Raw genomic sequence first — 13,262 nt, 5'->3', positions numbered from 1 at the left:
AAACGTTTGTTATTTTATAATAATCTGATTATCAATATTTTATTTCACCAGGACGGAATTGTAAGAATCCTGTAAGAATTTGAAAGAAACGAGCAAGGTCCTGTAAGGGATTAAGCGGAGGTTTGGGCAAACGTTTCAAGAACGCCGCCCATGGTTCAGCGCAAAGTGCTCTTCTGGTCTATCGTTACGGCCCTTGGAGGCTTCCTATTTGGATTCGATACGGCCGTGATTTCGGGAGCTGAAAAGGCCATCCAGCAACTCTGGCACTTAAGCGCCTTCGAGCATGGCTTCACCATTTCTATTGCCCTTATCGGTACGGTGTTGGGAGCCATGTTCGGCGGTATCCCGTCGGACCGAATCGGACGGCGGCAGACGTTGCGCTGGATTGCGGTGCTTTATTTAGTGTCGGCGGTTGGGGCCGCGCTGGCTCCGGCCTGGATACCTTTTATGGTGTTTCGCTTTCTGGGCGGGTTAGGCGTTGGGGCCTCTTCGGTGACAGCTCCGCTTTATATATCAGAAATTTCGCCGGCTCGTTCGCGGGGCAAGTTGGTAGGCTTGTTTCAGTTCAACATTGTCTTCGGCATTTTAGTCGCTTACTTGTCTAACTACCTCTTAGCCAACGTAGGGGAACACTCGTGGCGTCTGATGCTGGGGGTGCAGGCCGTGCCCGCGGTGGCGTTCCTACTATTCTTGCTGCGCGTGCCAGAAAGTCCTCGCTGGCTGCTGCTACACGGTCGTGTAGAAGAAGGCCGGGAAGTACTGCGCATCATTGACCCTAACACAGTTGATGCCGATGTAGCCGCCATCCTGACTTCCCAATCCAAGACCGGGCAGCAAAACGAGTCGCTTTGGGCAGCGCAGTACCGCACGCCCGTGTTGCTGGCCATTGCCTTTGCCTTTTTCAACCAAGTATCCGGCATCAATGCTATCATCTACTACGCTCCGCGCATCTTCGAAATGACAGGGCTAGGCCAGGGGGCGGCGCTGCTTTCGTCGGCAGGTATTGGGCTGATCAACTTCGTGTTCACGCTGCTCGGCGTGAACGTAATCGACCGGTTTGGGCGCCGCACGCTCATGTTTGTAGGCTCGGTGGGGCTGATTCTTACCCTGGGGTTGGTGGCGCGGGCTTTTTACAGCGAGCAGTTTACGGGGTATACCGTACCGGTTTTGCTGTTCGTGTACATCGCCTTTTTTGCTTTCTCGCAAGGGGCCGTCATCTGGGTGTTTATTTCCGAGATTTTCCCGAATGCCGTGCGCGCCAAGGGCCAGGCGCTGGGCTCGTCTACGCACTGGGTGATGGCCACGGTCATTGCTTTCACCTTTCCCTACTTCGCCGAGCAACTGGGCGGCGGCCACACCTTCGCGTTTTTCTGCGCTATGATGGTGCTGCAACTGGTTTTTGTGTGGCGCTTCATGCCCGAAACCAAAAACACCAGTCTCGAACAAGTAGACAAGGTTTTGATCATGCATTAGCGGTGAGTAAGGGAGACGGAGAATTTGCTGTTCAGCTTATTCTAGTATAGCGCCAACTTCCCTTCCCTACTCACTAGTTTATCCTCACCATTTCATCACTCACCCTATGGCTATTGCTTGCTTCGGAGAAATGCTGTGGGATGTGCTACCAACGGGCAAGCAGCCCGGTGGAGCACCCCTTAATGTGGCGGTGCACCTGCACAACTTTGGCTTGGATGCGCACCTCATTAGCCGCGTGGGCCACGACGACCTGGGCAGCGAGTTGGTTGCTTTTGTTGAGTCCACCGGTCTTGACACCCACTTCGTGCAGCGGGGAGAAACGCACCTAACGGGAGTAGTGAAAGCCAACGTGAGTGACAGCAAAGAGGTAACCTACCAGATAGTGAAGCCAGTGGCCTGGGACTATATCCGGTACGATGCTGCCCTAGCTGAACTAGTGGAAACCGCCGATGCCTTCGTTTTTGGCAGCTTGGCTGCTCGCCAAGCCCCCTCGCGCGAAACGCTTTACCGGCTGCTGGAACACGCCCGTTTCAAGGTCTTCGACGTGAACATGCGCCCCCCGCACTACACCCGCGAAGTGGTAACCTACCTCTTGCAGCACAGTGACTTAGTGAAAATGAACCACCACGAATTAACTGAAATCATGGGGTGGTTCGGCGTTAGCTCCGACGAAGAAACGGCCCTGCGCTGGCTAACTGACCGCTTTCAGCTGCAAGCGGTGTGCGTCACGAAAGGAGCCGACGGGGCCGCACTACGAGTGGGCCAGCAGCATTACAGCAGCCCCGGCATTGCGGTGCAGGTGCAAGACACCATTGGCAGCGGCGACGCTTTTCTGGCTGCCCTGCTCCGAGGCTGGCTAGCGGAAGAGCCGCCCGAGCAGAATTTGGCCTTTGCTTGCGTGGCTGGCTCGCTGGTGGCAACCTATCAGGGCGCAACGCCGGCCATCACTGCCGCGCAAGTGTCGGCCCTGGCTACCTCTGCTTCTTCTCTCTAATTGCTCTTCGTCTGCTTCCCACCCGCATGAAAATAGCTTTCCTCACTTTACTAGCCCTACTTGGTGCTTTCAGGAGCCTTGCCCAGGTTCCTTCGGCGGACCCGTACCGGCCAGTGTATCATTTCACGGCGCCCAAAAACTGGATCAACGACGCGAACGGGCTGATTTACGTCAACGGGCAGTACCAGCTTTTCTATCAGTACAATCCGTTCAGCGCCAAGCCCGGTCACCTGAGTTGGGGCCACGCCTCTAGCTCCGATTTGCTGCACTGGAACCACAAGCCGGTCGCCCTCACCGAGTACAAAAGCCCGGACGGGAGCAATACCATGATTTTTTCGGGCAGCGCCGTGCTCGATAAAGACAACACGTCGAGCCTGTTTCCAGCCGGTAAAACCGATGGCCTGGTCGCTTTCTATACCGGCCACGTGGAGCGGGGGGGCGTGGTACTGCGGCAGCATCAGAACCTGGCTACCAGTCTGGACGGGGGCCTTACTTGGCAGCGCTACGCTGGCAATCCGGTGCTGGACATCAACAGCAAGGAGTTTCGTGACCCCAAGGTGTTCTGGTACGCGCCCCAACAGAAGTGGGTGATGGCCACCGTGAAGGCCGACCGCCAGCAGGTGTACCTCTACGAGTCGAAAAACCTGAAGCAATGGACGTTTCTGAGCCGCTGGGGCCGGGCCGGCAACACGGTGCGGGAATGGGAATGCCCCGACCTGTTCGAGTTGCCCGTGCCGGGGGGCGGCACGAAGTGGGTGCTGCTGATTTCGGCCAGCAACCCCACCGAGCAGTTTCGGGGGCAGCAGTACTTTCTGGGAGGGTTCGATGGCAAAACGTTCACGCCCGGCCAAGCTTACGACGAACCCGCTTACCTGGACTTCGGCAAGGATTTCTTTGCCGGCGTCACGTTCAACAACGCGCCCGATAACCGGCGTATTCTGGTTGGATGGGTGAACGATTGGGCCTACGCACCCGACGTGCCGACCGGCAACCAGTGGCGCGGCAGCTTTGCAGTACCTCGAGAACTGAGTTTGCGCCGCACCGCGCAGGGGCTGACGCTGGTGCAGCAGCCCGTACCCGAACTGCGCCGCTTCGGCAAGGAAGTGGTCAACGTGAAAAACCAGACGCTCAAGCCGGGCGCGGCCAGCTACGAAGTGCCCTTCCAAGGCGAGTCGTATGACCTGGAGCTGACGCTGAAGCCCGGCCAAGCCAAGGCCGTGAAGCTGAACCTGCTCCAAAGCGAAACCGAACTCACTACGCTCCGCTACGATGTGGCCCGGCAGGAATTAACGCTGGACCGCACGAAGTCTGGCAACGTGAGCTTCCACCCAGCTTTTGCCAGCAGCCTCGAAACGGCGCGGGTGCCGCTGCAAAACGGGCTGCTACAACTGCGGCTGCTGGTTGATAAGTCGATGGTAGAAGTATTTGCGCAGCAAGGTGAAACCACCCTGACCGACCTAGTTTTCCCGAAGCAGCATACCGGCCGCATCACGCTGGCGGCAGAAGATGGGGAAGCGCAAATAACGGCGCTCCGCCTAACTAACCTGAGCGAGCTGACCGTGCCCTAGTCCTGCGTTGGCGCTAGGCAGGTGCTCTCTCCTTCAAGCAGCTTGCGCATTTCTATTTCTCAAGTTACTCTATAGTCAGGCAACGAACGCCATAATAATTTCTTCCGCAAACGTTTCCGGTAGAATGCCTAAACTTAGGAGATTTTTCAAATTCCCCACCATTTCATCTTTCACTCATGGCCAACAACTGGTACAAACGGCACAAATCGTATGAGCAGTCGACCCTGATACGGGCTGGCGGCATGCCACCCGCAGTGCTCAAACTTTTGGCGCTCAGCCTACTACTTATTTTCTTACCCTTATTAAGCCAAGCGCAGACCACCCGGGCTATTTCCGGCAAAGTGGTTGATGCGCAAGGCGGCGGCTTACCGGGCGTAACGGTGGTCGTGACAGGCACAACCGTTGGGGCCAGCACGGGCTCCGATGGCAGTTTCGAGCTACAAGCACCTGCTTCGGCCACTACGCTCACTATCTCGTACGTAGGCTTCACCTCACAGCAGGTGAGCATCACCGACAAAACCACGGTGCAGGTCACGCTAAAGGAAAATGCCCAAGCCCTTGGCGACGTAGTGGTAGTTGGCTACGGCACAGCCCGCAAGCAGGACGTGACTGGGGCCGTGGCGGTGATTGGCGAAAAGGACTTCAACAAAGGCACCTTCACGTCACCCGACCAATTACTTCAGGGCCGCGTATCGGGGGTGCAAGTAGGCAACAACAGTGGCCAGCCTGGCGGGCCATCTACCATCCGCATCCGAGGCAACTCGGCCGTGACGGGCACGGGCCAACCGCTTTACGTAGTGGACGGCGTGCCACTCGACGGTCGTTCGGCTCGGCCGGGCTTGGTGGCCTCCACCGATATTGGAGCCGGTGCCGACAGCAACCCGCTTAACTTCCTCAACCCCGACGACATCGAGACGTTTACGGTGCTCAAAGATGCCTCGGCCACAGCCATCTATGGCTCCCGGGCCGCCTACGGGGTGGTACTTATTACCACCAAAAAAGGCAAGTCGGGTGACCCGACCCTCAATGTCGGCTTGTCCACTGGCTTCTCGAACCTGTTGCGTCGGCCAGAATTCCTCGACGCCGGTCAATACCGGGAGGCCCTTACCTACTACGGCGTGACCAACGGCGACAAAGGGGGCAACGTAGACGCACTAGATGAAATTCTGCGTACCGGCTACTTGCAGAACTACAACGTAGCCATGAGTGGCGGCGGCGAAACCGGCCGCTACCGCTTGTCACTCGGCTACCTCGACCAGGATGGTATCGTACGCAAAACGGGCTTCAAGAAGTACAGCGCCAACCTCTCTACCAATCTACAGTTTCTGAAAAGCAAGAAACTAGGTCTCGACATAAACATTGCGACCAGTCAGTTTCGGGAGCAGTTGGCCCCGATTACGACCGATGCCGGCTTCCGGGGTAGTCTGATTGGGCAGGCTTTGCAGTGGAACCCCACGCAGCCGCTACGCAACCCCGACGGCTCGCTGTACGTGGTGACCGGCGATGTGGTGAACCCGCTAGCCAACCAAGAATATTTCAACGACAACTCGCGGGTAACTACCATCTTGGCCAGTGCCGCGCCTTCTTACAAGTTCACCGACTGGTTGCAGTATCGGGCGCTGCTTAGCGTGAATTATAACACCGGTCAGCGGCGCACCTCCATCGATCAGCGCCTCATCAACTTCCCTGATTTGATTGACAAGGGGTTTGCCGCCATCAGCGACAACGAGTTGGTTACGCAGCAAATCGCGCACACGCTGAACTTCAATAAGGCGGTAGCCAGCGACCTGAATCTAAATGCAGTGCTGGGATACGAGTACACCAAGTTCGCTAATTCGGGCTCCAACTTGAATGCGTTCGGCAATCCTGCCGGAGGAGGCTTCGGGGTCTTCGGCCTCGACTACACCAACTACATTCAGTATTCGAGTGCCGGTGCTCGCCAAGTATCGTCGTTCATTGACCCATCGACAGAACTGCAATCGGTTTTTGGCCGGGCCATCTTCAATTTCAAAGATCGTTATGTGCTGACCGGAACGCTGCGCCGCGACGAGAGCAGCAAGTTCGGCCCCAACAACCGGGTAGGTTACTTTCCCTCGTTCGCGCTGGCCTGGGATCTAGGCCAAGAGGCGTTCTTCCCAGCCGAGCAGCTTAGCCAGCTTAAGTTTCGGGCCGGCTACGGGCGCACTGGCAACCAAGAGTTTCCGGCGGGCTCGGCCCAGACGCGTTATACCCTCGACAACAACGGGGCGGCCCAGTCGCCACTCAATGATGGAAACGACGATTTGAAGTGGCAGTCAGACGCCCAGTTCAACGCCGGTATCGACATCGGGGCGTTCAGTAACCGTCTCACCTTCACAGCCGACTACTTCTACAAAACGACCACCGACCTGTTGTTTCCCACAACGCCTGGGGAGCCCCGCCCCTCCAACGCGGCCGTCCGCTGGGAAAACCTCGATGGCAAAATTGTGAACAAAGGTGTAGAACTGAGTTTGGGCACTACACTGGTGAGCACCGAGCAAGTGGAAGTAGGTTTCAATGCCAACGCCACCTTTATCCGTAATGAAGTGTCGGACCTCATAGGAGCGCCCATCCCGACTGGTGCCATCAACGGGCAGGGACTCTCGGGAGCATTGTCGCAGACTATTCGCAACGGCTTACCCATTAATGCTTTTTTCCTGCCCCAGTACAATGGCCTCAATGACCAGGGTTTGTCCAACGAATTCGGCGCCTTTACTTACGCAGGCAGCCCCAACCCTCGCACCCTGCTAGGTTTGAGCGCCAATGCCCGCTATGGCAAACTCTCCCTCATTGCGAACATGACTGGCGTATTCGGCCAGTACATCTACAACAACACGCTTAACGCAGTGGGCAACGTGGGCCAGATTGGAGCAGGCAAAAACATTGCCCTTTCCACCTTCGAAAATCCAATTAAAGAAGCAACAGGCAACCCGTCGGCGGCTTCTACCCGCTACCTGGAAAAAGGCAACTACCTGAAAATGTCCAACGTTACGCTCTCTTATGCTTTCGGCGACGTGGGTGGCTTCGTGAAAGGTGCTCGGATCTACGCTACGGGTCAGAACCTGTTTGTGATTACCAAATACGACGGGTTTGACCCGGAAATCAACACGGTGAAGCGCGGGGCCAACCAAGTGCCATCCATTGGTATTGACTACCTCGCCTATCCTAGCGCCCGCACCTTCACGTTCGGCGTTAATTTTTCCCTGTAACTTCTATCTTCTTCCCACCATGAAATACCCAAAGATTGTATGTGCGGCCGCCGTTCTGGCGTTGCTACAGGTGGCCAGCAGCTGCGAGCTCAACGAAACGCTAGAAGGTCAGCTCACGCAGGACCAGATTCCGCGCGGTGACCCCGCAGCTCTGCTTACGGGCGTTTATAATGCGCAGCGCGACCCTATTCAGGGCCATGTAAGCGTGTTTGCCCTCCAAGAAGTATCCACCGATGCCCGCATTATGCCCACTCGCGGGCCTGACTGGGACGATAACGGCAAGTGGCGGCAGCTCTTCAACCACACGTGGGACCCCAACAACGAGCGGGTGCGCGACACCTATACCCAACTTAACGGCATCATCTACGCGGCCACTGACTTGTTGCGCTTTGATCCTACGGTGCAGCAGCAGGCCGAGGCTCGATTCCTGCGGGCCTGGGCCATGTTCTTGGTACTCGACCTTTACGACCAAGTTCTCTACCGGGAGCCAGGTGAGAAGCTAAGCGAGCTGGCCCGGGTGCGCAAAGGCACTGAGGCACTCGAATACATCGTTAGTGAAATAACGGCTATTCAAGCAAACCTCCCCGATGCCCCCGCCGGCCGTGCCAACAAAGACGCTGCCCGGGTACTGCTGATGAAGTGCTACCTCAACAAGGGGGTGTATGCCAATCGCCAGTCCCCGACTTTTGCAGCCGCCGACATGAACCAGGTGATTACGCTGGCCGACCAGATAATCAACAGCAACAGGTATTCATTCACGACCAACTTCTTCGACAACTTTGCGCCCAACAACTCGGCTATTGGTCGGGAGAACATTTTCACGCAGGAAAATACTTACGGCAACGCCGGCCCCACCCGCGACTCCTGGAAGTTTGTGTCGCACTACAACATGCGGCCCGTTGACGGCTACAATGGCCCAGCTACTACGGCCGCGTTCTACGACCTATTTGAGGCGACCGATAGACGCCGGGGCGTAGCATACGCAACCGATGGCGGTCCTGCTAATCCTGGCCGACGTATCAACACGGGTTTCTTGATCGGCCAGCAGTACAACCTTGCCACCGATGCACCGCTCACCACGCGCAGCGGCGCTCCGTTGGCTTTCACCAAGGAAATCAACCTTTTTGAAACTGGTGCTGACCTCGAAGCCAAAGGCGTTCGGCCCGTAAAATACCCCGTCGATTACGTGAGCGAGGGGAAAGGCGGTAACGGGTGCGAAAACGACCATGTGAGCTTCCGGCTGGCCGACGTACTGCTAATGAAGGCCGAAGCCATTCTACGGGGCGGCACGGCGACCAGTGCCGGAGCATACGGAGGTACGGCGCTAGCTATCGTCAACTCGTTGCGTACCCATCCCTCGCGCGGGGCCAGCAGCCTGCCCTCACTCACTCTCGACATACTGCTCGACGAGCGGGGTCGGGAACTATATGGGGAGTCGTGGCGGCGGCAGGACCTGATTCGGTTCGGCAAATTCTTGCAGGCCCGCAAAGACAAGCCTCAGAGTGACGTGAAGTACCTGATTTATCCCGTTCCGCAGACTCAGGTGGATGTTAACCGCAACATCACCCAGAGTCCGGGCTACTAAGTCCGCAAAACGAATTCGGTAGATACGTAAACAAGCCGTTGGTTGCTTTCTAGCAAGCAATCAGCGGCTTGTTTGTGTCCGGCCTGGTACCTGACTGCCCTTATGAAAAACATTGCACCAACACTAGCGGCGACCTTACTACTAGCCTTGGCAGGCTGCGGCGAGTCCCAACCGAAAACCAACACCACGAACCCCAACGAGTCAACTGCAAAGCCAACAGCTACCAATCAAAACCAAACCTGGTGGAAAGAAACGGTGGTGTATCAGCTCTATCCGCGCAGCTTCCAGGACAGCAACGGCGACGGGGAGGGCGACCTGCGCGGCATCATCTCCCGCCTCGACTACCTTGAAAGCCTGGGTGTGGGCACCATTTGGCTGAACCCCATCTACGCCTCGCCCAACGACGACAGCGGCTACGACATCTCCGACTACCGCCAGATTCAGCCCGCTTTCGGCACCATGCAGGATTTCGACGAGTTGCTGAAGGGCATGCATGAGCGCGGCATCAAGCTGGTGATGGACTTGGTAGTGAACCACAGCTCCGACGAGCACGAGTGGTTTAAGCAGGCGCGCAGCTCGCGCACCAATCCGTACCGTAACTACTACCACTGGTGGCCGGCCGAGAAGGGCAAGCCCACGCCCCGCTGGAGCTTCTTCGACGTGAACAGCGACGCCTGGAAATACGACTCGCTCACCAACTCCTACTACCTGCACTATTTCTCGCGCAAACAGCCTGACCTGAACTGGGAAAACCCTAAACTGCGCCAGGAAATTTACAGCATGATGCGCTTCTGGCTAGACAAAGGCATCGACGGCTTCCGGCTCGATGCGTTTCAATTCGCCTCCAAGGACACCCGCTTTCCGCCCCTGCCCGCGGGCTACGAAAAGAATATCATCAAGTACTACGGCGGCGGCCCGCACTTGCACGATTACTTGCAGGAAATGAACCGCGAGGTGCTCAGCAAGTACAACGTCATGACCGTGGCCGAAGGCGCTGGCACTGGTCCTACTGACGCCATGCTCTTCGTAGACCCCGCCCGCAAAGAGTTGAACATGGCCTACCACTTCGAGGGCATGAACATTGGCAACGGGCCGGGCGGCTACAAACTCACCGATTTCAAGCGCATCTACACCCGCTGGGACAGTGCCTTCGCCGAGAAAGGCTGGCTGTCGATTTATCTGGCCAGCCACGACCAGCCCCGCATGACCAGCAAGTTCGGCGACGATAGGCCGGCGTTCCGGGCCGCCTCCGCCAAGTTGCTCAACACCTTCGTGCTAAGCATGCGCGGCACGCCCTACTGCTACTACGGCGACGAGCTGGGCATGACCAACATCCGCTTCGACAACTTCCAAGACTACAGGGACGTGGAAACCCGTAACGGCTACCAGCGCGTGAAAAGCCAGAAAGGTGACCTAACTGCCTTCCTGGCCCAAGCCAAGCGCACCGCCCGCGACAATGGCCGTACGCCGTTCCCGTGGGACGCCACTACCAACGCCGGCTTCACCACCGGCACGCCCTGGCTGAAGGTAAACCTTAACTATACGCAGCTCAATGCGGCAGCCCAAGACCAAGACTCCACCTCGGTGCTGAACCACTTTCGCCGGGCCACGGCCGTACGCCAGCAGCACAAAGTGCTGGTGTATGGGCAGTATCAATTGCTCGACGAAGCCAACCCCCACATCTACGCTTACACCCGCACCCAAGGAAACGAGAAGGTGCTGGTAGCACTCAACTTCTCGTCGGACAAGCGCGCATGGCCCCTGCCAGCCGGTATGGCCACCAAGGGAAAGCCGTGGCTCAACAACTACCCCACTTTCGCAGCAGATAAAGCCCTGACGCTTCAGCCTTGGCAGGCGGTGGTGGTGCCCTTGCGCTAAGCGCATTTTGTGTTAGTTGCTAGCTCGATGCTCTTCTTAAAAGCCTACCTGAAGCAGAAAGCTGCCTACTTTTCAACCAAGCACTACAGTAGATTCTTCCCTCCGTTCCTTTTCTATGCCGACCACTAAATTCCTCACACCTAAACTTTACCTGTGCACGCTGGTACTGCTGCTGGCTGCGTCAAAGCCGGTGGCGGCGCAGCAGCCGGACCCTTGGCGCATTGCGGCCGACAAAGTAGATCCGGCGGCGTATTATGGCGTGACGGTGGCGAACGGCATGCTAGGTATCGTCTCGTCGCCGGAGCCTTTTCAGGTGAAAGCAGTGGTGCTAGCGGGTGCTTACGACCAGTACGGGCGGGGGCGGGTAAGCAACTTCCTCAACAGCTTCAACCTGCTGAACATGTACCTGGAAGTGGACGGCAAACGACTAACGGGCAAGGACGTCAGCAACTTCCGGCAGCAGCTCGACATGCGCCACGCTTCCCTGACTACCATCTTCGACTACGCCGACAAGGCCACCATCACCTACACGCACTACGCGCTGCGCCACTTGCCTTTCACCGGGCTGATGGACGTAGCGGTGACGGCCAAGAAAGACGTGAACCTCACAGCCGCCAGCGTAATGGATGCCCCTGACGCGCTGCGCGACGTGCAGAACTACTACAACGAAATCGACCGGCCGCACGCCACGCTTAGCTTGCTGACGTCCTCGGCCCGGAGCGCCACGGGCAAATTGCAGCTGTGCGCCTCCACCAGCTTTCTGTTCAATGAGCCCCACGGACAGGAGCCGCGGGTAATCCACGAAATGTGGGACAGCAACATGCACCTGATGAAGTTCAGCAAAACGCTGAAAGCCGGGCAGAGCTACACCTACGCGGTAGCGGGCTCGTCCATCACCTCTGCCCACCACGCCGACCCGCTCAACGAGGCCGAGCGCCTAACCATTTTTGCCCGGCTCGAAGGCAAGCCGCGCCTGCTGGCTTTCCACGCCAAAGCCTGGGACGAGCTGTGGAAAAGCGACATCCAGATTGAAGGCGACCCTCAGGCCCAGCAGGACGTGCATAGCATGCTCTATCACCTCTACAGCTTTTCGCGCGCGGGCACCGATTATTCCCCTTCGCCCATGGGCTTGTCGGGCTTGGGCTACAACGGGCACGTGTTTTGGGACTCCGACCTGTGGATGTTTCCGGCGCTGCTGGTCATGCATCCCGAAATTGCTAAGTCGCTGATTGAGTATCGCTTCCGCCGCCTGGCCCCGGCCCGCAACAACGCCTTTGCCCACGGCTACCAGGGCGCCATGTACCCTTGGGAAAGCGCCGACTCGGGCGTAGAAGAAACGCCGGTGTGGGCCCTGAGCGGCCCGTTCGAGCACCACATCACCGCCGATGTGGCCTTGGCCGCCTGGCAGTACTACTGCGTCACGCAAGACAAAGCTTGGCTGCGGGAGAAAGGCTGGCCGATTCTCTCGGCCACCGCCGATTTCTGGGCTAGCCGGGTAGAACGTAACGGCCCCAGCCACTACGACATCAAAAACGTAGTAGCGGCCGACGAGTGGGCCGAAAACGTCGACAACAACGCCTTCACCAACGCCGCGGCGCAGGTGAACCTACGCAATGCCACGGCCGCCGCCAAGCTTCTCAACCTGCCCGCTAATCCCGACTGGCTGCACGTGGCTCAGAACATACCCTTGCTGCACTTCCCCGACGGCGTAACCCAGGAACACGCCACCTACAAGGGCGAAGGCATCAAACAAGGCGACGTGAATCTGCTGGCCTACCCGTTGAACGTGGTAACGGCCCCGGCGCAAATCAAAAAAGACCTCGTCTACTACGAAACGCGCGTCCCGAACGAGGGCACGCCCGCCATGACCCAGGCCATTTTTGCTTTGCTCTATGCCCGCCTCGGCGACGGCGACAAGGCTCAGCATTTCTTTCAAGACTCCTACCAGCCCAACCTGCTGCCGCCCTTTCGGGTGATTGCCGAAACCAAGGGCGGCACCAACCCCTATTTCGCGACGGGTGCGGGTGGGGTGTTGCAAGCCGTGCTGATGGGTTTCGGCGGACTAGATATTACACCCGCCGGCATCCGGCAAGTTAAAACCAGTCTACCCAAAAACTGGAAGTCGGTGAAGATTACAGGCATCGGTACCCAACGAAAGACATACACTGTGACTCGGTAGGCATCAGTAAGTAGGCTGACGCTTCGCCATTTACCAAGCAGAACTTCACTTAAGAAAAAGAGACAAGCTGAACTCGTAACTTCGGCCTGGCTTATGAGAGTGAGTGAAGAATCACTTTACTTGTCCTTGGCCGACGACTGTTTTCTTGCTGTAAATGAATTTGAAATCGAATATATGGCAAAGCTTATGAGCAACTGATGATTGCGGCCTCGCGGAAATCTTAGATAAAATATCATCTAAGGGTGATAAATTATTTATATCATTACCAACCGTCGAGGCCTCATAGCCCTGGTTTGCAGCTTATCATCGGGCAAAGATCCTTGCCCTACCTACTGATTCCCACCTTTATTACCCTTCC

Annotated in this window: 7 protein-coding genes; all 7 read left to right on the top strand. The window is 57.2% G+C overall.

The genetic code is table 11. The annotated features are described in order from the left end of the window. The first annotated feature begins 150 nt into the window (after positions 1-150). Positions 151-1,473 (top strand): sugar porter family MFS transporter, encoded by a 1,323-nt coding sequence (locus ACFE7X_RS06645; RefSeq protein ID WP_375434886.1) that lies wholly within the window; start codon positions 151-153, stop codon positions 1,471-1,473. Positions 1,474-1,579: 106 nt separating this feature from the next. After that, the gene (locus ACFE7X_RS06640) at positions 1,580-2,467 is read left to right on the top strand and encodes a carbohydrate kinase (RefSeq protein WP_375434885.1); all 888 of its coding nucleotides are present in this window, start codon (positions 1,580-1,582) and stop codon (positions 2,465-2,467) included. 26 nt (positions 2,468-2,493) lie between these two features. Next, entirely contained in the window at positions 2,494-4,035 is a 1,542-nt protein-coding gene (locus ACFE7X_RS06635; protein WP_375434884.1) for a glycoside hydrolase family 32 protein, read from the top strand. A gap of 176 nt (positions 4,036-4,211) precedes the next feature. Next, positions 4,212-7,262, top strand: coding sequence for a SusC/RagA family TonB-linked outer membrane protein (locus tag ACFE7X_RS06630; protein WP_375434883.1), 3,051 nt, complete (start codon positions 4,212-4,214; stop codon positions 7,260-7,262). 19 nt (positions 7,263-7,281) lie between these two features. Beyond that, the gene (locus tag ACFE7X_RS06625; RefSeq protein WP_375434882.1) at positions 7,282-8,847 is read left to right on the top strand and encodes a RagB/SusD family nutrient uptake outer membrane protein; all 1,566 of its coding nucleotides are present in this window, start codon (positions 7,282-7,284) and stop codon (positions 8,845-8,847) included. Positions 8,848-8,949: 102 nt separating this feature from the next. After that, positions 8,950-10,725: an alpha-glucosidase gene (locus tag ACFE7X_RS06620; protein ID WP_375434881.1), complete on the top strand. Its 1,776-nt coding sequence runs from the start codon at positions 8,950-8,952 to the stop codon at positions 10,723-10,725. Positions 10,726-10,840: 115 nt separating this feature from the next. Beyond that, positions 10,841-12,904: a glycoside hydrolase family 65 protein gene (locus ACFE7X_RS06615; RefSeq protein ID WP_375434880.1), complete on the top strand. Its 2,064-nt coding sequence runs from the start codon at positions 10,841-10,843 to the stop codon at positions 12,902-12,904. Positions 12,905-13,262 lie beyond the last annotated feature (358 nt).

Origin of the sequence: uncultured Hymenobacter sp., assembly GCF_964242765.1 — a bacterium.
Taxonomy (GTDB): domain Bacteria; phylum Bacteroidota; class Bacteroidia; order Cytophagales; family Hymenobacteraceae; genus Hymenobacter.
Note: the sequence above shows the minus strand (reverse complement) of the source record. Positions and strands in the feature narration are given on the sequence as shown.

Coding starts and splice junctions, on each gene's coding strand:
- ACFE7X_RS06645 (WP_375434886.1), top strand. CDS start 151: ATGGTTCAGCGCAAAGTGCTCTTCTGGTCTATCGTTACGGCCCTTGGA.
- ACFE7X_RS06640 (WP_375434885.1), top strand. CDS start 1,580: ATGGCTATTGCTTGCTTCGGAGAAATGCTGTGGGATGTGCTACCAACG.
- ACFE7X_RS06635 (WP_375434884.1), top strand. CDS start 2,494: ATGAAAATAGCTTTCCTCACTTTACTAGCCCTACTTGGTGCTTTCAGG.
- ACFE7X_RS06630 (WP_375434883.1), top strand. CDS start 4,212: ATGGCCAACAACTGGTACAAACGGCACAAATCGTATGAGCAGTCGACC.
- ACFE7X_RS06625 (WP_375434882.1), top strand. CDS start 7,282: ATGAAATACCCAAAGATTGTATGTGCGGCCGCCGTTCTGGCGTTGCTA.
- ACFE7X_RS06620 (WP_375434881.1), top strand. CDS start 8,950: ATGAAAAACATTGCACCAACACTAGCGGCGACCTTACTACTAGCCTTG.
- ACFE7X_RS06615 (WP_375434880.1), top strand. CDS start 10,841: ATGCCGACCACTAAATTCCTCACACCTAAACTTTACCTGTGCACGCTG.